General features: G+C 33.0%; 13 protein-coding genes. 12 read left to right on the top strand and 1 reads right to left on the bottom strand.

Annotated features, from left to right (window positions below; translation table 11 throughout):
* Window positions 1-95: 95 nt before the first annotated feature.
* Together gldJ and murF are read left to right on the top strand one after the other, a co-directional pair.
* Entirely contained in the window at window positions 96-1,796 is a 1,701-nt protein-coding gene (gene gldJ, locus OZP06_RS04845) for a gliding motility lipoprotein GldJ (RefSeq protein ID WP_281324302.1), read from the top strand.
* Window positions 1,797-1,860: 64 nt separating this feature from the next.
* Complete coding sequence (gene murF / locus OZP06_RS04840) at window positions 1,861-3,147, top strand: UDP-N-acetylmuramoyl-tripeptide--D-alanyl-D-alanine ligase (RefSeq protein ID WP_281324301.1); 1,287 nt, start codon at window positions 1,861-1,863, stop codon at window positions 3,145-3,147.
* 46 nt (window positions 3,148-3,193) lie between these two features.
* Here the strand turns inward: murF and OZP06_RS04835 are convergent, their stop codons facing one another.
* Window positions 3,194-6,067: a triple tyrosine motif-containing protein gene (locus OZP06_RS04835; protein WP_281324300.1), complete on the bottom strand. Its 2,874-nt coding sequence runs from the start codon at window positions 6,065-6,067 to the stop codon at window positions 3,194-3,196.
* 356 nt (window positions 6,068-6,423) lie between these two features.
* Here OZP06_RS04835 and OZP06_RS04830 point away from each other — a divergent pair, with 356 nt between their 5' ends.
* From OZP06_RS04830 to OZP06_RS04785, 10 genes are all read left to right on the top strand, one after another.
* On the top strand, window positions 6,424-9,510 hold the full coding sequence (locus OZP06_RS04830; RefSeq protein WP_269223902.1) for a TonB-dependent receptor: 3,087 nt from the start codon (window positions 6,424-6,426) through the stop codon (window positions 9,508-9,510).
* Between the two features lie 30 nt (window positions 9,511-9,540).
* Window positions 9,541-11,109 carry a RagB/SusD family nutrient uptake outer membrane protein gene (locus tag OZP06_RS04825; RefSeq protein ID WP_269223901.1) on the top strand — a complete coding sequence of 523 codons (1,569 nt, stop codon included), beginning with the start codon at window positions 9,541-9,543 and terminating at the stop codon, window positions 11,107-11,109.
* A gap of 589 nt (window positions 11,110-11,698) precedes the next feature.
* Window positions 11,699-12,541, top strand: coding sequence for an endonuclease/exonuclease/phosphatase family protein (locus OZP06_RS04820; protein WP_269223900.1), 843 nt, complete (start codon window positions 11,699-11,701; stop codon window positions 12,539-12,541).
* Window positions 12,542-12,676: 135 nt separating this feature from the next.
* On the top strand, window positions 12,677-14,134 hold the full coding sequence (locus tag OZP06_RS04815; protein ID WP_269223899.1) for a glycoside hydrolase family 30 protein: 1,458 nt from the start codon (window positions 12,677-12,679) through the stop codon (window positions 14,132-14,134).
* A 520-nt stretch (window positions 14,135-14,654) separates the two neighbouring features.
* Window positions 14,655-16,874: a glycoside hydrolase family 3 N-terminal domain-containing protein gene (locus OZP06_RS04810; RefSeq protein WP_269223898.1), complete on the top strand. Its 2,220-nt coding sequence runs from the start codon at window positions 14,655-14,657 to the stop codon at window positions 16,872-16,874.
* 95 nt (window positions 16,875-16,969) lie between these two features.
* Window positions 16,970-19,129: a glycoside hydrolase family 3 C-terminal domain-containing protein gene (locus tag OZP06_RS04805; protein WP_269223897.1), complete on the top strand. Its 2,160-nt coding sequence runs from the start codon at window positions 16,970-16,972 to the stop codon at window positions 19,127-19,129.
* Between the two features lie 256 nt (window positions 19,130-19,385).
* Entirely contained in the window at window positions 19,386-20,708 is a 1,323-nt protein-coding gene (locus tag OZP06_RS04800; RefSeq protein WP_281239725.1) for a tyrosine-type recombinase/integrase, read from the top strand.
* A gap of 1 nt (window position 20,709) precedes the next feature.
* Window positions 20,710-21,564, top strand: coding sequence for a hypothetical protein (locus tag OZP06_RS04795; RefSeq protein WP_281324299.1), 855 nt, complete (start codon window positions 20,710-20,712; stop codon window positions 21,562-21,564).
* Between the two features lie 84 nt (window positions 21,565-21,648).
* Window positions 21,649-21,933 (top strand): helix-turn-helix domain-containing protein, encoded by a 285-nt coding sequence (locus tag OZP06_RS04790; RefSeq protein ID WP_269223894.1) that lies wholly within the window; start codon window positions 21,649-21,651, stop codon window positions 21,931-21,933.
* A 17-nt stretch (window positions 21,934-21,950) separates the two neighbouring features.
* Window positions 21,951-22,259, top strand: a complete 309-nt coding sequence (locus tag OZP06_RS04785) for a hypothetical protein (RefSeq protein ID WP_269223893.1) — start codon at window positions 21,951-21,953, stop codon at window positions 22,257-22,259.
* The last annotated feature ends 70 nt before the right edge of the window (window positions 22,260-22,329 follow it).

The following is a 22,329-nucleotide window of genomic DNA, read 5'->3' as shown; positions in this document are numbered from 1 at the left end:
ATCGTTAGAAAATTATATTTAAAAATGGTTTTGCGATTTAATGTTTAATTATTACATTGCACCACCTAAATTATAATAATTACCTACTAGAAACTATGAAAGTAAATCAAACTATCCCCCTAAAAGTAATGTTGTTGCTGGCATTGATGTTAGGATTCGCTAGTTGTAGCAAAAAATCTAAAACCGACAGTGCTTCAAGAGGTACTGGTTGGAATGTAAGCAGTTCTAAAGGCGGCTTTACAAAAGGGTCAGCTCATAAAACACAAGAGACAGGGCCTGGGTTGGTTTTTGTTGAAGGAGGAACTTTCACTAAAGGACTTGTTCAAGATGATGTGATGCATGACTGGAATAACATTCCAAATCAACAACATGTGATGTCCTTTTATATGGATGAAACTGAAGTAACCAACCTGATGTATTTAGAATATCTTGAATGGTTAAAAAAAGTGTATCCACCGACAGAAGCTAATTACAAAAACATCTATGAAGGTGCTTCGCCTGACACATTAGTTTGGAGAAATCGCTTAGGATATAATGAAACTATGACCAATAATTACTTAAGACATCCTGCTTATGCAAATTATCCTGTTGTTGGGGTAAATTGGGTTCAGGCAGTTGAATTTAGTAAATGGAGAACAGATCGTGTTAATGAGGCTGTATTGGAAAAAAATGGTTATTTGAAAAAGAATGCTAAATCGTTGGATGTTTCTGCTGAAAGTAATTTCAATACCGAAACTTATCTAGCTGCACCAACAATGACTTACGGTGGTAGTGAAGAAATTCTTTTAAAAGGTAGAGGAGCTTCTAAGAAAGGACCAAAACCTGGTAAAGATGGAAAAGTTGTTGAAGAGAAAAATGTTTATGCTCAAAGATCATCTGGGATTTTATTGCCAGAATATAGACTACCAACTGAATCTGAATGGGAATATGCTGCTGCAGCTGATGTAGGACAAAGAGAATATAACATATATAAAGGACAAAAGAAATATCCTTGGTCTGGAAGTTATACGCGTTCTGGAAAAAGATCTAATAAAGGTTTTCAATTGGCTAACTTTAAACAAGGTAACGGAGATTACGGTGGAATTGCAGGTTGGTCTGATGATGGTGCTGATATTACAAATGAAGTGAAAAAATATCCAGCAAATGATTTTGGATTATATGATATGGCAGGAAACGTTGCAGAATGGGTAGCAGATGTTTACAGACCAATAGTTGATGTTGAAACAAATGACTTTAACTATTTCAGAGGTAACGTTTATACTAAAAATAAAATTGGTAAAGACGGAAAAATCGAAGTAATCACCAACAATACTATTGTTTACGATACTTTAAGCAACGGAAAACTGGTTGCCAAAAGACTAGCAGGTGAAATTGCTCAAGTACCTGTAGATGATAATGAAACGTATTTGAGACAAAATTTTAGTACAAGCGATAATATTAATTACAGAGATGGTGATAAACAATCTAGTAAATATTATAAATTTGGTGGAACCGATGCCGATAAAGGTAAGATTTCTGATAAAGAAAATATGTATAATGCACCTAAACACAATGTAAAAATTGACAGTTTAGGCGTAATGGACAGAAAATATGATAAATCTAACAAAAGAACAACTTTGATAAATGATGCAGTACGTGTTTACAAAGGTGGATCTTGGAGAGATAGAGCATATTGGTTGGATCCAGCTCAAAGAAGATTTTTTCCTCAAGATATGGCAACAGATTACATCGGTTTTAGATGTGCAATGTCTAGAGTAGGTTCAAAATCAAATACAAAAAAATCACCAAGAAATTAATTTTTGTACATCATACCAATAAAAGCCCTTTCATTAGGGCTTTTATTTTTTAAACTATTTTTAAATGGATATTAAATACATTCATAGCTTGTTTTTAAAGTGTAGTTCAATTTCGATTGATACGCGTAAAATTGAATTGAATTCCTTTTTTGTAGCAATTAAAGGAAATAATTTTGATGCCAATACTTTTGCCAAAGAAGCATTAGATAAAGGAGCTTCGTATGTTATAATTGACAACAAAGCTTTTTATATTGATAATCGAACTATTTTGGTTGAAGACAGTCTTGTAGCTTTACAGGAGTTAGCTAAATTTCATAGGACATATTTAAATTTACCTATTATTGCTCTTACTGGAAGTAATGGAAAAACAACAACTAAAGAATTGATTAATGTTGTACTTTCTAAAAAATTTAAAACAAAAGCCACCGTTGGAAATCTTAACAACCATATTGGAGTACCATTAACATTACTTTCATTTAATGGTGAGACCGAAATTGGAATTGTTGAAATGGGAGCGAATCATCAGAAAGAAATCGAGTTTCTTTGTGGAATAGCTCAACCTGATTATGGTTATATTACCAATTTTGGCAAAGCACACCTTGAGGGGTTTGGAGGAGTTGAAGGGGTTATAAAAGGGAAAAGTGAAATGTATCAGTATCTTTTAGGAGAAGATAAAATGGCTTTTGTCAATTTGGAAGACCCTATTCAATTGGAAAAATCAAAAGTGTTGAACAATTTTTCTTTTGGTGTGAATAAAGTGAATGCAAATGTTAATATTTCTACGATTGAGGCTAACCCATTTGTAGTAATATCATATTCAGGACAGATTATTACTACTCATTTGATTGGTTTGTATAATGCTAATAATATTAATGCAGCAGTAACAATAGGAAAATATTTTGGGGTTGAAGATGTAGCTATAAAACAAGCGTTAGAAAGTTACATTCCGGAAAATAATAGATCGCAATTAATAACAAAAGGTACTAATGAAATTATATTAGACGCTTACAATGCTAATCCTAGTAGTATGAAGGTGGCAATTGAAAATTTTATCTTGCTTAACAAAAAAAATAAAATTGCATTTCTAGGCGATATGTTTGAGTTAGGCACAGAGAGTTTAGTAGAACATAAATTTGTTGTCGATTTATTAAAACATCAAGTCGAGATTGATTGTTATTTTATTGGTAAGGATTTTTATCAAAATAAAATTGATAAACCAAATTTCTTTTTCTTTGAAACTTTTGAAGCCTTTTCTATTTTTATAAAGGAATTTAAATTTGATACTAATATGATTCTTATTAAAGGTTCTAGAGGAATGGCTTTAGAACGAACTTTAGACTTTATAAACTAATTTAAAATAAAACTCCTTCAAAATTAAAAATGAAGGAGTTTTATTTTTATTTGATACTCATTAAGTATCCAATTAAATTCTCTTTTTGATTTAATTCTAATTTTTTTCTTAACCGATATCTGGCTAATTCTACTCCTCCGGTTGAGATATTCATGAACTCTGCTATTTCTTTTGTTGACATATTCATTAATAAATAGGTTGACAAGTCCATTTCTCTTGGTGAGATAGTTGGATGTTTTTCTTTTAGTTTTTTTAGAAAATCAAAATGAACATTTTTCAAATGTTTTTCAAGACCTTTCCAACTTTTGTCGGTATTGACCTCTTTGGTGATGCTTCTGTTTAATTTAGTAAATTGAGCTTTGGTATTTTCGTCAAATGAATTTGTATCAATATCTTTTAATTTTTGAATAATCCCGTTGAGTGTTTTGTTTTTTTTGACTACTTGCAAGGTATTGTTAACTAGTTCTTTATCCTTGGATAGGATTTTAATTTGTAGTTTTTCATTTTCAAGTTTTTCTATTTCTTTTTCAAGTTCGTATTGTTCTTGTTTTATTTTTGTTTCTTTTTCTAAGTATAATCTTCTTTGTTCTAACTTTTCAAAATACTTGTTTTTTCTTATTTTTATTTTTATTCTAAATCGAATATAGTACACAATAGCGACAACGATTAGTAAGTATAACAAGTATGCTAATGAATGTCTGTACCAAGGTGGATAGATTCTAAATGATATAGAGGATACGTCAGATTGAACGCTTGCATTGTTTCTCACTTTTACGTTCAATTTGTAGTTTCCTTCTTTTAGATTTGTATATTCCTTTATCGTATTGTTTGACCAATTGCTCCAATTTTTGTCAAAATTTTCAAGTTGATAGGAAAATTCTAAATTTTCTAAATTTTCATATGAAGGTGACGAAAAAGTAAATTTTACTTGATTTGAGGCATATGGTAATTTAAATTCTTTATTTTGGTTGATTCCATTTCCAAAATAAATAGTGTCGCTAGGATACGAAAAGCTTCGTATGCATGCTTTTGGTTTATCCACTTTACTATTTTCGATTGAAGAGTCATAATGTGCTAAGCCATCTATCAATCCTATAAATGTGTTTCTAGAGTCTATAGTGTTTATCGAAGAGAAATCGGGCACTAAATTTCCGGACAGGTTAGATAAAGGTGCAATTATGTCTATGTATTTATTGGGTCCTTTTTTAATTAAAACACCAACCGATTTATTGAAAATATACCACAAATTTCCATTCTTATCTTCTGTGATTTCTTTTGCTTTTGGGGTTGATTTAAATAAATCTGTTATTGATTTGTCTTCAATAAATATATTTTTCTCGGAGTTAAAATTGTAAAATATTGAATTGGATTGAAAATATATTTTGTTGTTTATTTTTTGTAGACTCCCTATTCCAGGGTTGGTTTTTGAGAATCTTCTGAAAACATGAATAGATTTTACATTTCGCAAATTAGGACTTAATTTAATTTGATATATGAATTCATATTTTTTTAACCATATAATATCATTGTCAATTTCGAAAGTATTTGATGATTTGTTTACTCCTTGAATTGTATTTCTAAATACGATTCCGTTTTTGGTCTTTTCGAAGATAGAAAAGCCATTATAAAGCGCTCCTAAATATAAATTGGGGTGGTTGGGGATAGTTTTGATACCAAAATACCCTTTGGGGTCTAAATTACGAACCATTTTGCCGTTTTGTAATAATAAGGCCCCTCTATTACTTGAACATAAAATTTCATCATTTAAAATTTGAACATTCCATGCTTGGGAAGTAGTTCCTTCTATAAGTTTAAAAGAATTTTCTTTGAAATCAGTACTCCATGGATGGGTGAAAACACCTTGATTGGTAGCGACATATAAAATTCCTTTATGTGCCACAGACGAGTAAACAGTACCTAAATTATTACTATTTCCATAATACGTTAGAAATGAATTTTCATTCACATACGCGATACCATTGTCTAAACCAAGCCAAAGATTGTTTTCATTGTCAATAAAAGAAGTTAGCACTGTGTTGTTTTGTAATCCTTTGTTTCTATTAATATGTTGGATAATATTTCCATTTAAGTCACTCACAATTATACCTTCTAGTACAGAATTGATAATCATGTATTTTTTTTTGTATAAAATACATCCTAATGACCCATTTTTTAAAATAAAGATATTGGCTTCAGTATTCCAGGGTTTTATTTGATTATTTTCGAATAGGAATAGACCTTTATCAAGTGTAGCAATCAGAAATTTATTTTTTGACATTTCTGCCATACCCCAAACTTCAGAATTGTTTAGTTTACCAGTTCCCTTGAGCATTTTTATTATCCCGTCTTTGTATTCAAGTAGGCCATAGTTAAAATCCTGAATAAAAAGCCTACCATTAATTTGAAACGAAAATTGAAACTTTTTAGGAGCATTAATGATTTTAATTTTATTGTTCTTATAAATGTAAATAGCATCAAAGGATTGGAAAACAACTTCATCATTAAAAAGATGTATTCTCCATATAAAATCCATCGAATTACGTTTTTTTTTGTCTAAATATTTAGAAATAGAAAAGTATTCTAGTTTTCCTTTTGAATTGGATTTAAAGAAACCAAACTCATTATAGCAGCCCACATAGATTTTTCCTGATGGATCTACTTTTAAACATTTAATTGCATCTAAATTTTTTGCTTTGTATTTATTCCAAATTGATCCGTCAAACTGGAGGATACCTTCATTATTTGCAAAATATAAATTACCTGTTTTATCTTGATCAATAGTCCAGTTTTGAGTCCCTCCTTTATATTCAATTCTACTGTAATTTTTAATGAGTGGTAGACCAATTTTTTTTACCTGCCCTATTATTGCAATTGGAGAGTAGATTATTATAAGAAAGGTTAAGAGTCTATTGAGTTTCATTTAATTTTTTTCTTAGATTATGTGTTTTAATGGTATTAGTTAAGTCAATCAGATCTTTTATTTGACCTTTTTAGGAAATATTTAGTACAGAATTCTGTATAATTATGTGATTTACAGCTAAAGTATTTAAATTATATTAAATGTAGTGGTATTTTTAAATTAATATTTTTTTAACTAGAGTAAATTAATATTTAAATATATGATTAATAGTGTTTTAAGAATATTATGATGTGTTTTTGTAATATTACTATATCGTTATTGATGTGTTTTTGTAGTAGTTTTAAAATGTTAATATGAAAATTAAAGGCTTATTATTGCATTAAATAACTAATTAATTAACCAAAATAATCAGAAAAATGAAATTATTAAAAACATTTATTTTTTGTGTTTCATCAATTTTATTCTCGTTTTATGGGTATGCTCAGGATACTATAATAAACGGAAAAATCATTGATGACAAAGGAGCTCCTATACCAGGGGCAACCATAGTTTTAAAAGGAACAACAACTTCTGTAGCTTCAGACTTTGATGGAGGATTTCGAATAAAGGCTCCAAAAGATGGAGTTTTGACTATTACTTTTATTGGATACAAACCCGTTGAATCGTCAATCAATGGTCAAACAGAATTACAGATTAAAATGTATTCTTCTACTCAAGACCTACAGGAAGTTATAGTTGTTGGTTATGGTACTCAAAAGAAGAGCGTTGTAACTGGAGCAATATCTTCAATTAAGTCCGATCAGATTGCTCATTTATCTGTTGCATTAACTTCGCAAGCATTACAAGGCCAAACTGCTGGTGTTACTGTTTTGCCTCAATCTGGTGCTCCAGGAGCTGGTGCTAAGATTCGTATTCGTGGTGCAGGTTCAAATGGTAATTCTGATCCTATTTATGTTGTTGATGGAATGCGTACAAGTAACATTGATTACTTAGATCCAAATGATATCGAGAAGATGGAAATTTTAAAAGATGCTGCTTCGGCAGCTATTTATGGAGCCGATGGTGGTAATGGGGTTGTTATGATAACAACTAAAAAAGGTAAATCTGGATCTATGAATGTAGCATTTAGTTCACAACTTGGTTTTCAATCTTTAAGAACAAAATTAGATGTGATGAATGCTGATGAATATGTTCATTGGATTAATGAAACTAATCCTGCTGGAACTCATCCAAACGTGGGAGAATGGGCAGGTAAAGAAGGAACAAACTGGGTTAATGAAACTGCTGAAGATGCTGCTCCTATGATGCATAATTCGCTTCAGATATCTGGAGGGAATGAGGTATCTACATTTATGGTTTCCGGAAATTATTTTACTCAAGACGGACTTTTTGGTGGAAATAAAAGTAACTTCAATCGTACTACTTTCAGAGTTAACTCGAATCATAAAGTGAGTAAGTATTTTGAAGCTGGTGAAAACTTTTCTTATTCAGTAAATAAGCGTAAATCTTTTACGGAAGATGATAGTTTCGGTGGAATCATGAATCATGCTATGCTTATGGATCCATTAACTCCTGTTTATTATCCTAACGGTAGTGTACTCCCACAACATGTACAGACTGCAATAGCGGCTGGATATCCTTTGGCTAAGACAGAAAATGGAGAATATTATGGTCTTTCTCAGTATGTCGGAAACGAAATAGCAAACCCAATTGGTCAAATTGCAATTGATAATGGACTTAATACAGAAACTAAGATTATTGGAAATGTGTATGCTAATATCAAACCTTTTGATGGTTTTGTTTTTACAACACGTTATGGTATTGAACAGCGTTTTACAAATTTTGAGGATTGGAATCCAAAATTCTGGTGGAATTCACAAAAAACATCTAATATAAATACAAAAACATTTAATCAGTCGCAGTTTAAAACTTGGCTTTGGGAGAACTTTGCTACATACAGCAAAACAATTGATAAGCATGAATTTTCTGCTATGTTGGGGATGTCTGCTCAAGACTCAGAATCTAGTTATTTAAATACTTCTACCAATGGTATGATTAAAGAAGGCGACAACTGGTCTACAGTTGGTGAAACTCCTGTAACAGGGACCGTTGCTGGTAATAAATATCCCTCGTCAATGAATTCATATTTTGGACGTATCACTTATTCTTATGATAACAAATATTTGTTTCAAGCTTCTTTGAGAAATGACAATTCTTCACTTTTTGCACCGGATAAGCGCTCAGGTTACTTCCCAGCGGTATCTGCTGGATGGGTGATATCAAATGAATCTTTTTGGGGTATTGAAGCGGTAAATCAATTAAAGTTGAGAGCTTCTTGGGGTCAAAATGGTTCAACGGCTAATATCGCTGCGGGACAATGGAGAGCTCTTGTAACAAAAGATGGTTTAAAATACCCTGATGCCGATGGAGTTATGCGTCCTGTTGCTGAGCTTAAAGCCTTGCCAAATGAAGATATAACTTGGGAAACAACTGAGCAAACTGATTTTGGATTTGATTTAAGAGCTTTAGGCAACAGATTAACATTTGGTTTTGACTATTACAACAAAGTGACTAAAGATTTATTGACTCCTTCATCACCTCCTTTATCAACAGGTTATTCTGCTCCATTTGCAAATGCAGGAGATGTGACTAATAAAGGATTGGAATTTGAAGTAGGTTGGAGAGAACAAAAGAATGATTTCAGTTATGGAATTAACCTGAATATGACTACCATGAAAAATGAAGTTACTTATTTAAATCCATTACTTACTAGAGTTGATGGAGCTGCGCTTCCAACATTGGGAACTGTTACTGTTTTTGAATTAGGTCAGCCAGTTTGGTACTATAGAGGATTTAAAACAAATGGGATTTACCAAAACCAGGCAGAAGTTGACGCTTATAAAGCAAGCTTAGGTCATGTTACAGCTTATAACCCTGCACCTGGAGACGCAATTGTTGTTGATACAAATGGTGATGGTGACATCAATACTAGTGATAAAACGTACATTGGTGATCCTCATCCAGATTTTATGATTGCAACTACTATTGATTTAGCATACAAAGGTTTTGATTTTAAATTGTTCTTACAAGGTTCATTTGGTGGTGAAAATTTTATGGCATTAGCTAGAACTGACCTTGCATACAGTAATCGTCCTTCTTTCTTTTATAATGACAGATGGACTGGAGAAGGGAGTACTAATAGTTTCCCAAGAGCATCTAGTAATGACCCTTACACTTACACAAGTGATTTAATGGTTCAAGATGCTTCTTATGTGAAAATTAAACAAATTCAATTGGGTTATAATTTAAAACCAGAATTAATCAAAAGATTGGGTATGACTAGCCTAAGACTATATTTGTCGTTAGATGATTACTTTACTTTCACTAAATACAAAGGAATTGATCCAGAAGTAGGAAGTTTTAACAACAACTCTCAGGGTATTGACAGAGGTTTGTACCCTACAGCTAGCCGTTTTATGTCTGGCTTATCAGTAACATTTTAATTTTACGACAATTACTATAATTATATAACAATGAAAAAATTAATTTATAAATTATCAGTTATTGCAGGCTTAGCCTTGATGCTAACAGCTTGTGAAAAAGATTTCTTAGATAAACCAATTTATGGTGTTCTAGCAGCAGATGATTATTTTAAAACGGATCAAGAATTAGAAGAAGGGCTTTTTGCATGTTATGATGTTTTACAATGGGCTTATGCTACAGACTGGAACTCAATGTATGTGGTAAAGTCGTTTCCTTCTGATGAATCATTTGCAGGAGGTGGTGATAAAACAGATCAGCCTCCATATCAAGAATTGGACAACTTCTCTTATACACCAGAAAACGCTGCAATTGCACACTCATATCAAGGAATGTATTTTGGTATAATGAGAGCTAATGTAATTATTAATTCTGCTACTGCTGCGGGAGATTCTCCAGTAAAAGTAAAAATGATAGCTGAAGCTAAGGCTCTTAGAGCTTACTTTTTCTTTGAATTGGTTTCAATGTGGGGAGGAGTGCCTTTAAGATTGACACAGCCTAAAGGAACTGATTATGCAATGGCAAAATCTACTCCTGAGGAAGTATATGCTCAGATACATAAAGATTTAGATGAAGCGATTCCAAACTTGCCTAAAAAGAGCGAATATGCTGCAGCAATGCGCTTTAGAATGTCTCAGGGTGCTGCTTGGGCTTTAAAGGGGAAAGCATATTTATTTCAAAAGAAGTATGTAGAATCAGCTAAGGCATTTGATGAAGTAATTAAATCAAACCAATACTCTTTGCTTGTAGATTACTCAAAGTTATTCCTAAAAGAGCAGGAATATGGTGTAGAATCTTTATTTGAAATTGGTTATAGTGAAACTACCAAAAATGATTGGGGGAATTTCCAATGGGGAGGAAGCCGAGCTATGGAAAATCAAATTAACTGGCAATTGATGGGACCTAGAGCAGATTACTTAATAAGTGGAACTTCTGGACTTGCAGGTGGTTGGGGATTCAATTACCCAACGGCAAAAATGGGTCAGGCGTATGATGCTGAAGGCGATTTAGTTAGAAGAAAGGCGTCAATCTTATCCGTTGATGAGCTTAGAGCTCAAGGAGGGGATTGGGTAACAGCTAAAGATAAAGATGGTAATATTATTGACTGGAAAATCGCTCCCCCAGTTTGGGGAATGGAAGGCTATTTTAGACTTAAATACGGTACACTTGTTACTGAAACTGCTGGACCTACTAACGAATTGAACTATGGTACAAACATTAGATTAATTAGATATGCGGATGTTTTATTAATGGCTGCTGAGGCAAACTTTTTGTCTGGCAATATTGGAGTTGCCCAAGGTTATTTCGATCAAGTACGTAATAGAGTAAACTTACCAGCCAAAGTTATTACAATGGATGGAATTAAGACTGAGAGAAGATTGGAGTTGGCTTTTGAAGGATCTAGATTTCTTGATTTAGTTCGTTGGGGAGACGCTGCAGCTGTATTGAAAAACGAAGGCTTTGCTAAAAATGGAAACTTTATAGAAAAACATAACTTGTTTCCAATACCAGATTCAGAAGTAAAGAACAATAATTTAATGGTACAAAACCCTGGTTGGTAATTAGATTAATTGGTTAAAAGCAGTGTTTTTATAACACTGCTTTTAATTTACTTTTTTTTAAATGAAATGATAAATATTATGCGTTTCAATCTAAAAGGCATATGGTATTTTTAAAATAAGTTAAGTTAAGTTAAGTTATGTTTGAGTTAGTAAAATGGCCCATTCTCTTGTGATTATGGGTCATTTTTAATAAATAATAATTTTTTAATTAGTATATAAAATAAAGTAATAAAAAAGTATAGTACTAAAATAAGCATATATGTAGCTATAATTTTTTAATGTAATTTGTTTGCAGTAAGCAAGACAGAATTCCATATTTATAAGGCAGATTGGCATACATCATTTATAATGTTTTATATTGATTATGTTTTGAATTATGTATTTATAAATTCAGATAAATTTTCTTTTAAATAAAGATTTTTACTAATTGTTAATATAGTAATGGTGTGTATTTAGACTGGTTAAGTAGTTTTAAACTTTATTTCTTCTGTTTTTTGAAGTAGATTATGATAGAGTGTATATATTTTTTTTATAAATTATTTGATACAGAAATAGGTAGTAAATTTATAAAAGATAAAATTTTAAAAATATGTCTAAAAGAAATAATCTAATTGTTGTTTGCTTTGTTTTGTCAAGTTTGATGACCTATGCTCAAACCCTAAAAATAATGACCTATAATATACGTCTTGATGTAACCTCAGATGGAGAGAATGACTGGGCGCATAGGAAGGATTTTTTAAATGGACAGATTCAATTTTATGCACCTGATGTTTTTGGAGTACAAGAAGCATTACCCAATCAAGTATTGGATATCGCGACAGCGCAGTCACAATACAATTATATTGGAATAGGAAGAGACGGAATTGGCAAAGGAGAATCATCTAATATTTTTTATAACACAGAAAAATTCAAGGTGATAGAATCCAATACTTTTTGGTTGTCTGGAACTCCTGATACCATTTCTTTGGGATGGGATGCTGCCTGCAACAGAGTTTGCTCGTATGCTTTATTAAAAAATAAACAAACTAATAAGTTGATTTGGGTTTTTAATACTCATTTGGATCATATGGGTGAAGTAGCCAGAACCAAAGGATTAGAACTTATTCTTTCTAGAATTGAAAAATTGAATACCAAAAAATATCCAGTTGTTTTAATGGGCGATTTTAATTCAGAACCCGAAGCAGATCGAATAGTTGCATTAAAAAACAAAATGAATGATGCTAAAACAATTTCAAAAGAAAAACCTTTCGGGCCTTATGGAACTTTTAATGGTTTTAAATACAATGAAGCAACAACGCATTTGATTGATTACATTTTTTTATCCAAAAGCAACCAAGTTAAAGTCAATAAATATGCTGTTTTATCGGATGCTAAAGATTTGAAATACCCATCAGATCATTTTCCAGTTTTTGTCGAAATTATATACAACTGATTAAAAGTACTAATCGCTAAAGTAGCATTGATAAATAGATGAAAGGTATGCGTAAAACAATCAATAGTCTTAATTATTATAAAAAAACAAGAGAATTACAACCAAAGGATCTTTAAAAAAATAAATATCTAAAAAATGAAAAAAATAAATACCACAGTATTAATATTAGCTACTTTTTTTGTTTTTGCACAACAAAAAAGTAAATCACAAAATCAATCGTATAGTACAAATGGTAAAACGGTTACAGTTTATACGACAGCCGAAAGTACTAATTTAAGATTGACTAAAACAGATGATCTAACGTTTTCAGAATTAATTCAACCTACTGAAAGGCAAATTTCGGTATTTGTAAATCCAGACAAAACGTTTCAATCATTTCTGGGAATTGGAGGTGCAATTACGGATGCCAGTGCCGAAGTTTTTGCCAAATTATCGAGTGACAAACAGCAAGAATTCTTGAATGCATATTACAGTCAGGACAAGGGAATTGGGTATTCTTTGATGCGAACTACAATTCACAGTTCGGATTTTGCTTCCGGGAGTTATACCTATATAAAGGAAGGCGATACTGAATTGAAAACATTTTCTATAGAACATGATAGAGCATTTAAAATACCACTGATAAAAAAAGCAACAGCGACAGCTGGCGGAAAAATGACTTTATATGCAAGTCCATGGAGCCCTCCCGCTTTTATGAAAAGTAATAAAGGCATGCTCAAAGGTGGGACACTTTTGCCAGAGTATTTCCAGTCTTGGGCAACGTATTATACCAAGTTTGTAAAAGCCTATGAAAAAGAAGGGATTCCGATTTGGGGTATTTCAATTCAAAATGAGCCAATGGCAGTTCAAACTTGGGAATCCTGTGTGTTTACCGCTGAAGCTGAACGGGATTTCTTGAAGAATTTTCTTGGTCCAACAATGAAAAAAGAAGGCTTAGGAGCTAAAAAAATAATAGTTTGGGATCACAATCGCGATTTGATGGTGCAACGTGCCAATACTATTTTTGGAGATCCAGAAGCGGCCAAATATGCTTGGGGAATGGGTTTTCATTGGTATGAAACTTGGGCAGGAGGTACCCCAATGTTTGATAATGTAGCCAGAGTACATGAAGCATATCCTGATAAAAACTTGATATTTACCGAAGGATGTATCGAAAAATTTGATGCTAAAAACTACCAACTATGGGCTAATGGTGAGCGTTATGGAACTTCAATGATAAATGATTTTAATAACGGAACTGTGGGTTGGACTGATTGGAATATCCTTTTGGATGAAAAAGGCGGACCCAATCATGTAGGTAATTTTTGTTTTGCACCCATTCATGCGGACACTACAACGGGTGAATTAATTTATACGCCATCGTATTACTATATTGGACATTTTTCAAAATTCATTCGTCCAGAAGCCAAAAGAGTGAGTACTGCCGTGAGCAGAAGCAGTTTGTTGAGCACTTCATTTTTGAATAAAGACGGAAAAATGGTAACGGTTGTTATGAATCAAAGTGAGGCTACCGTAATTTACAATTTGTGCATAGGAACCCAAGCCACCCAAATTACTATTTTACCCAATGCCATTCAAACTTTGGTGTATTAAATTAATAGATTAACCTGCTGTACGAAAATCAAATAAATTAAAAATTTAGCCACATAGAATCATAGATTAGTACTTAAAAGGGAAAGAATAAATAGAAATAGCACTATTTCACACATAGAATAGCTATGTGAATAGTAAAACGGCTATTTGTTTCTTTCTTTTAAAAACTATAAATTCTATTTTTCAATGTGGTAAAAATTAATTTCACCCAACGGGTTATATCTAATATCATACTTGTATAAAACTCCCGGAGACCTAGAAAAGATGCTGCAATATCTAATTACGATGCTTTATAACCATCACTCTGGGAGCAAATGCAAAATCAAAGTTGAGGTGTTGCGACAAAAAAGCTTCTATTTATTTGCTAATACGTTACACTCAAAAATATAGTTTTTAAACAAGAAATTAATACAATTCACGTTCAATTTGAAAGAGGAAATTTTAATCTTAATTTTTTAGAATTTAAAAAATGAGCTAAATCAAAATAGCGATTTGGCTAATTGCATATAAAAAATTTATAATGAAGAAAACAATAACATTAGCACTACTATTCCTTTCGGTTTTTGCCTTTTCGCAGCAACAAACGATAGATCAAAAAGTGGAAACTTTGCTAAAGAAAATGACCCTCGAAGAGAAAATTGGACAACTCAACCAATACACAGGAGACAATGCCGCTACTGGTCCCATTACCATTAATTCCAATAAGAAAAGCGAAATCAAAAAAGGGCTAATTGGTTCGATGTTGAATATAATGGGTACCAAATACACGCGGCAATATCAAGATTTGGCCATGCAATCCCGATTGAAAATTCCGTTGCTTTTTGGTCTCGATGTGATTCATGGATACAAAACGACTTTTCCTATCCCACTGGCTGAAGCGGCAAGCTGGGATTTGACGGCGATTGAACTTTCGGCCAGAATAGCGGCGACCGAAGCAGCTGCCTGTGGAATTCACTGGACATTTGCTCCCATGGTGGATATTTCCCGCGACCCGCGATGGGGCAGAGTGATGGAAGGCGCAGGAGAAGATACCTATTTGGGGTCCAAAATTGCGTATGCCAGAGTCAAAGGATTTCAAGGCAACTTGGGCGATGTGAATTCGGTTATGGCTTGTGTCAAACATTTCGCGGCCTATGGAGCAGCGGTTGGCGGACGCGATTACAACTCGGTCGATATGAGCAACAGAATGCTTTGGGAAACCTATTTACCTCCTTTCAAAGCCGCTCTAGATGCGGGCGCAGCTACTTTTATGAATTCATTCAACGACCTTAACGGAATACCGGCGAGTGGAAATACTTATTTATTGAGAGATATTTTAAAAGGAAAATGGAATTTCGAAGGTTTTGTGGTTTCCGATTGGGGTTCGATAGGTGAAATGGTGAATCACGGGTATGTAAAAGACAACAAAGAAGCCGCTCTTGCCTCGATAACTGCCGGAAGTGATATGGATATGGAAAGCAATGCCTACCGTTATCATTTGGAACAATTGGTAAAAGAAAATAAAGTTCCAGTAGCCTTAATTGATGATGCTGTAAAAAGAATTTTGCGAAAGAAATTTGAATTGGGATTGTTTGATGATCCCTATAAATTTTGCAATCCAGAAAGGGAGCAAAGAGAACTGAATAATCCTGAGCATACCAAGGCAGCCAGAGAAATTGCAGCCAAAAGTATTGTTCTATTGAAAAATGAAAGAGATGTTTTGCCACTTTCCAAAGGATTAAAAACGATAGCGTTTATCGGGCCAATGGTAAAATCCAAAAGAGACAATCACGGATTTTGGGCTGTGGATTTAAAGGACGTTGATTCGACTTACATTGTTTCGCAATGGGAAGGCTTGGAGAACAAAGTGGGCAAAAGAACCAAAATTTTGTATGCCAAAGGTTGTGGAGTCGAGGACAAAAGCAAAGACGGTTTTGCAGATGCTTTGTTGGTTGCTAGCCAAGCCGAGGTGATCATTTTGAGTATTGGAGAAAACTTCAACAAAAGCGGTGAAGCCAAGAGTAAAAGCAACCTGCAGTTACCCGGAGTTCAGGAAGATTTGATCAAAGAACTTCAAAAAACGGGTAAGCCAATAGTGATTTTGATTAATGCGGGAAGACCTCTTGTTTTTGATTGGATTGCCGATAATATGCCAACCATTGTGTACACTTGGTGGCTGGGCTCTGAAGCAGGCAATGCCATTGCCGATGTGCTTTTTGGGGATTATAATCCTTCAGGAAAATTACCAATGTCATTCCCAAGAACCGAAGGACAGATTCCTATTTATTACAACCATTTCAATACAGGAAGGCCTTCTATTAATGAAGATAAAGTGTATAAATCCGCCTATATTGATTTGCCCAATTCCCCGAAATTTCCGTTTGGATACGGATTGAGTTATACGACTTTTGAATATTCGGATTTGAAATTGTCTAAAAAAACAATGAAGAACAGTGAATCCATTACGGTTTCGATGAACATAAAAAATGCGGGAAGCATGAAAGGGGAAGAAGTGGTTCAGCTGTATTTGAGAGATAAAGTGGGTTCGGTGGTACGCCCGATAATCGAGCTGAAAGATTTTCAAAAGATAAGTTTGAATCGCGGAGAGACCAAAACCATTCAGTTTACGATTGACAATCAAAAGCTGTCGTTTTATAACAATGCATTGGAATTTGTTTCGGAACCAGGTGATTTTGATCTGATGATTGGGTCGTCTTCGGTAGATATTCGTTTGAGAGATAGTTTTGAATTAGTAAAATGATAATTAACGTATAGTTTTCAGGTGTTTGGATCAAACCTATATTAAACTTAAGTTTTTTTAAAAATAAAAATGAATTAAAATTTAATATGATGAATATGAAAAAATCCATACTAATTATGGCTTTGATAATTTGCACCACTGCATTTTCTCAAACAGATGTTGCAACAGAAAAAAGAATACAAGGTTTGATAAAAAAGATGACTTTGAAAGAAAAAGTCAGTTTGTTACACGGGAATTCCAAATTTTATGTTTCTGAAATAAAAAGATTAGGCATTCCTGAATGGGCTTTGTCTGATGGGCCACATGGGGTAAGGGCTGAAATGAATAGAGACAATTGGAATTATGCGGGTCGAACTGATGATGCTGTGACTTGTTTCCCTCCGGGTACAGCAATGGCGGCAACATGGAATTTAGATTTGGCTACCAAAAGAGGGTATGTATTAGGGGAAGAAGCTCGTTTTCGAAAAAAAGACGTATTGCTTGGACCTGGAATAAATATTATTCGTAGTCCGCTATGTGGTAGAAACTTCGAGTATTTAAGTGAAGATCCTTATTTAATATCACAATTTGCCGTGAGTTATATTAAAGCTTTGCAAAGTAAAGATGTGGCAGCAAGTGTAAAACATTATGCTGCAAACAATCAAGAAGACAATCGATTTTCAATTGACGTAACAATGAGCGACAGAGCCTTGCATGAAATTTACTTGCCAGGGTTTAAAGCTGCAGTTATGGATGGTCATGTATTGACGGTTATGGCTGCTTATAATAAATTTCGAGGAGAATTTTGTACAGAGAATATACTACTTGGAAGAACTATTTTACGGGACTCCTATAAATTTGATGGTGTCTTAATGTCTGATTGGAATGCCGTTCATAGCACAGACAATGCAGCTTTGGCAGGTCTTGATCTTGAAATGGGGACTGAAAAAACAAATTATAATGATTGGTTTTTTGCCGACCCCTTAATTAAATCTGTTGAGCAAGGCCGATTAAAAGAAAGTTTAGTGAATGAAAAAGTAGCCAATATTCTTAGGGTAATGATCAAAACAAAAGTATTAGATCCTGAAACTAGAGAAAAAGGGAATATAAACACAAAAGAGCACCAACAAGTAGCTTATCAATCTGCAGTAGAGTCTATAGTACTTTTGAAAAACGAAAACAATGTATTGCCTTTACAGATGAATGCTGTAAAATCGGTTGCTATAATTGGTGATAACGCGACAAGAAAACATTGTAGTGGCGGATTGAGTTCTGAAATTAAACCTTTGTATGAAATCACTCCGCTTGAAGCGATAACTACAAAGTTTGGCAAGCAATTGCAAATTAATTATGCACAAGGATATAATAAACAATCTACTCCTGGAGAAGGAAGCAACAAAGGACAATTAAACACCGATTTTGTAGATTGGAAATTGATTGATGAAGCGGTAGAACAAGCCAAAAAATCGGATGTGGCTATTATTTTTGCAGGATTGAATCACGATTTTGATTCGGAATCATTTGATAGAGTTCACATGCGTTTACCTTATGGGCAAGAAACTTTGATTCATGAAGTGGCAAAAGTTAATCCTAAAACTATTGTTGTAATTATTGCAGGTTCTCCATTAGAATTGTCAGGAATTCAAAGTAGAGTTCCATCAATAGTTTGGGCTTGGTATGGTGGAATGGAAGCCGGAAATGCTGTTGTGGATGTCTTAAGCGGAAAAGAATTTCCATCTGGGAAATTACCAATTACTTTGCCTATTTCTATCAATCAAATGCCAGATCATGCATTGGGTAATTATCCTGGTAGAAATTTAAAAGTAAATTATGAAGAAGATATTTTTGTAGGTTACAGATGGTTTGATACCAAAGGAATCGAATCGCTATACCCATTTGGATTTGGATTGTCTTATACCAGTTTCAATATAGCAAATATTACTGCTGATAAAAAAGTGTTTAATCAAAATGAGGTTATAACTGTAAAATGCACCATCAAAAATAGTGGAAAATCAGATGGAGCTGAGGTGGTTCAATTGTACGCAAGTCAAACACTAAGTTCAGTTTTAAGACCTAAAAAAGAGTTGAAAGCTTTTCAAAAAGTATTCTTAAAAGCAGGTGAGGAAAAAACGGTAGAACTCAAAGTAAATGTAAAGGATTTAGCTTTTTACGACGAAAAAACTTCAAGTTGGAAAGTTGAGTCAGGTGAATTTGTACTTCATTTAGGAACTTCGGTAAAAGATATCGTGGGTTCTGTAAGTGTTCGTGTTAATTGATATTGTGTTTTGCAGCAAAAAAAAACTCCTTAATTTCTTAAGGAGTTTCTTGGTGGGCGATGAGGAAACAGAACTCTATTAATTTGTAAGAATTAAAAAAAGGAGTAAAACTGTTATAAACTCAATTAAATTAATACTTTTTTAAATTTTATACTTACAAAAAAATTAAGCTGAATTAAGGTAAATTCGAATAAATAAGAATCTTTTCGGGAATATTTCGGGATTTTAACTATATTCGTATCCTAAAATATTGGATATGAACCTAAAATATTTCATTAAAAAATCAAAGTCTGCAACTTCTAATATTTACGTCCGTTTTTGGGACAGTAACCGCATTGACCAAACAGCAGGAACAAAACTAAATGTTCAGTTTGAGCATTGGAACAAAGATAAGCAAGAAGTTAAAAATATCGCTACCATTTCCAACAGAGATTTTACAAACAGTAAATTACGCAATTTAAAAACGTTTATTCTCGACCAGTACAATATTGATTTTAATTCACAACAAAACATAAATGATACTTGGTTAAAGACACAGATAAATATTTTCTTTGGCAGAGTCAATACCGATGAATCGCATAAAATTTATTTTGTGGCTTGGATAGAGAAATTTATTGCCGATTGTCCCAACAAAGCAACGCCACCCTCAGAAAGCACCGTTATAAAATTCAACAGGGTTAAAAACAAACTTACCGATTATCAAACCCACTTCGATATAAAACTTCGATTTCAAGATATTGATTTGAAATTTTACGAGAGTTTTTTATTTTACTGCCAAAAAATAGAAATACTGAACAATAATACCGTTGGAGGGTTTATTACCATCATAAAAAACTGGTGCAGTAAAATAGAAATTGAAGGATTACCAATTAGTCTGCAATACAAACACAGTGATTTTAAGGCTATTTCCAACAAAACAAAAGATGTTTACCTCACAGAAGCCGAAATAGACAGCGTTTTTAACTATAATTTTGAGCAAATGGAGCGATTGGACAGAACTAGGGATAATTTTATAATCGGATTACGTACAGGGCTTAGAATTTCGGACTTTATGAAACTAAAGCAACTCAATATCGTAGGGGATTATATAGAAATTGAAACTAGCAAAACTGAACATCCCGTAGTTATTCCGATGCACCCCCAAGTAAAGGCGATTTTGCAAAAAAGAAACGGAGAACTTCCTCCTACTATATCTGACCAAAAATTTAATGAATATGTAAAAGAAGTTTGTAAAACTATAGGGTTTGCCCAAAAAGTGGACGGGGCAAAAATGATGAATAAAAAAGACGAAAAGGACTTTTTTGGGGACAGTAAAGTCAAAATAAAAAGTATGATGCGAAAAGAGTTTGGCTCGTATCCCAAACATGAACTTATAACCTCCCATACTTGCAGACGTTCCTTTGCCAGTAATCTTTACTCCAAATTGGACAATCCTACGATAATGGCAATTACAGGGCATAAAACGGAAACCATGTTTTTGAAATACATAAAAATCACTCCGAGAGAACACGCAGAAAAGTTAAAAGAGCATTGGAAAAAAGTAGAAGCCGAAAAACAAGCAAAAAAAAAGAAAATATAAAATGAGCATTGATTACAAATACATAAGCAGGCCTTATACCTTAGATGAGTTAGTTACAGGAAATCCCATTTTCAAGGTGTATTATGATTTTTTTTATAACTACTATGAATGGGAACAAGACAATGATGCGATAGAAGTTGATAATTATACCGACAAAGAACATCTGGAATTGCTTTTTAATGAGTTTCTGAATATAGTTGGATTGTTGCTTTTTGAAAACGTAACATACAATGAAACATTCAAAAAGCTAAAACTAAAAACGGAACAAATAGAAATGCTTTGGTTCATGTCAGATTGCATTCCTTTTCTTTTAGAAGACCATCCTTTAACGTACGATTCTGATATTTCAGAAAGAACAAGGGTTTTTATTAACAAAATTAAAAAATCAGAGGCATTTGAACAAAACACAGAAATAAGAGAAACACTTTACCCAATAGTGGAGAAATTCCTTGATGATTCAAAAAATGCCTTTACATATGAACATATATATGACTTAACTTACTTCTTTGATGTGCATCATACCAATTGTATTGAGCAAGTCATAACGGCTACTAAAGCTAAGTTGAAAAGAAAAGAAGACAAAAACACTACTTTTAAAGGTTTATTCACAATGGAAACACAAGAGATGCTAGACGCATCACAAAAAGTATTATTGATTGAGGAGTTAATCAGAAGTGATAAATGGGGAAATGCAACCGAAAGGAAAAAAGCGGAAATAATATCTCAAATTATCGATAGGAATCCTGACAATATCAGACGAATATTAGCGGAAATAAACAAACCGTTATCAGCTACATCACAGAAATTTAAAGAAGATTTACTAAAAGCACAAAAGACAATTAAAATTTTGGGGTAACCTTTGGGGTACACCCCAAAGGTTAAAAAAGATGCATCTACATTAAGTTTGCCGTAATATAATCTTAAAAACAAAAAGAATATTATGGTAAACGTACTTCAATTAGAAAACACAAATGCTTTAGATTTTAAAAATGAAATCTTAAAAGGCGTAAAAGACTGCCTTGTAATTTTTGCAACTACTTTGCAAAGCGAAAGCGAGCAATTATTAACCCGTGAAGAAACGGCAAAAATGCTGTCTGTTTCACTTGTTACCCTTTGGGACTGGACGCGAAAAGACATTATTCCTGCCTACAGAATCGGAAATAAAATACGATACAAAAAGAGTGAGGTTTTAAAATCATTGATTCAAAAAAACAAATTTGAATAATTTTTAAAGCCAAACTTATGGAAACGTTAAAAATCCTAAACTACATTCGAAACAAAAAGGAATTACAAGAACTGTATTTAAGTCAAATGGCAGAATTGTATATCCGAAATGAAATAAACCAAATACTTCGAGAAACTCGAATGTCAATTCCAGCAGGAATGCGGATGAATTTCAAAAATATCACTACACGGGAAGCTATTATTTTTATCGAACAAAACGGCACACCCGATGACTATACTTTATCCGACGAATTGAATATCAAATTAAAAGAGTATCGGGAATTGTTGGTAAATAAAAAAATATCGTCAAAAAAAGAAAGAATATGATTTGTTTATTTCTGAGGAAATCTTGCTTTTTAATTTAAATTCTATTTGAATTTACAGTAAAAATAGAGTT

The sequence above is a fragment of the Flavobacterium sp. IMCC34518 genome (assembly GCF_027111095.2).
GTDB classification, from domain to species: Bacteria; Bacteroidota; Bacteroidia; order Flavobacteriales; family Flavobacteriaceae; genus Flavobacterium; species Flavobacterium praedii.
The sequence above is the reverse complement of the archived record's forward strand: the minus strand, read 5'-3'. Positions and strand labels throughout refer to the sequence as shown.

Excerpts from the sequence above, each read along its gene's own strand:
- OZP06_RS04825 (WP_269223901.1), top strand. The coding sequence starts at position 9,541 with ATGAAAAAATTAATTTATAAATTATCAGTTATTGCAGGCTTAGCCTTG.
- OZP06_RS04830 (WP_269223902.1), top strand. The coding sequence starts at position 6,424 with ATGAAATTATTAAAAACATTTATTTTTTGTGTTTCATCAATTTTATTC.
- OZP06_RS04790 (WP_269223894.1), top strand. The coding sequence starts at position 21,649 with ATGGTAAACGTACTTCAATTAGAAAACACAAATGCTTTAGATTTTAAA.
- OZP06_RS04835 (WP_281324300.1), bottom strand. The coding sequence starts at position 6,067 with ATGAAACTCAATAGACTCTTAACCTTTCTTATAATAATCTACTCTCCA.
- OZP06_RS04805 (WP_269223897.1), top strand. The coding sequence starts at position 16,970 with ATGAAAAAATCCATACTAATTATGGCTTTGATAATTTGCACCACTGCA.
- OZP06_RS04785 (WP_269223893.1), top strand. The coding sequence starts at position 21,951 with ATGGAAACGTTAAAAATCCTAAACTACATTCGAAACAAAAAGGAATTA.
- OZP06_RS04820 (WP_269223900.1), top strand. The coding sequence starts at position 11,699 with ATGTCTAAAAGAAATAATCTAATTGTTGTTTGCTTTGTTTTGTCAAGT.
- gldJ (WP_281324302.1), top strand. The coding sequence starts at position 96 with ATGAAAGTAAATCAAACTATCCCCCTAAAAGTAATGTTGTTGCTGGCA.
- OZP06_RS04795 (WP_281324299.1), top strand. The coding sequence starts at position 20,710 with ATGAGCATTGATTACAAATACATAAGCAGGCCTTATACCTTAGATGAG.
- OZP06_RS04815 (WP_269223899.1), top strand. The coding sequence starts at position 12,677 with ATGAAAAAAATAAATACCACAGTATTAATATTAGCTACTTTTTTTGTT.
- OZP06_RS04810 (WP_269223898.1), top strand. The coding sequence starts at position 14,655 with ATGAAGAAAACAATAACATTAGCACTACTATTCCTTTCGGTTTTTGCC.
- OZP06_RS04800 (WP_281239725.1), top strand. The coding sequence starts at position 19,386 with ATGAACCTAAAATATTTCATTAAAAAATCAAAGTCTGCAACTTCTAAT.
- murF (WP_281324301.1), top strand. The coding sequence starts at position 1,861 with ATGGATATTAAATACATTCATAGCTTGTTTTTAAAGTGTAGTTCAATT.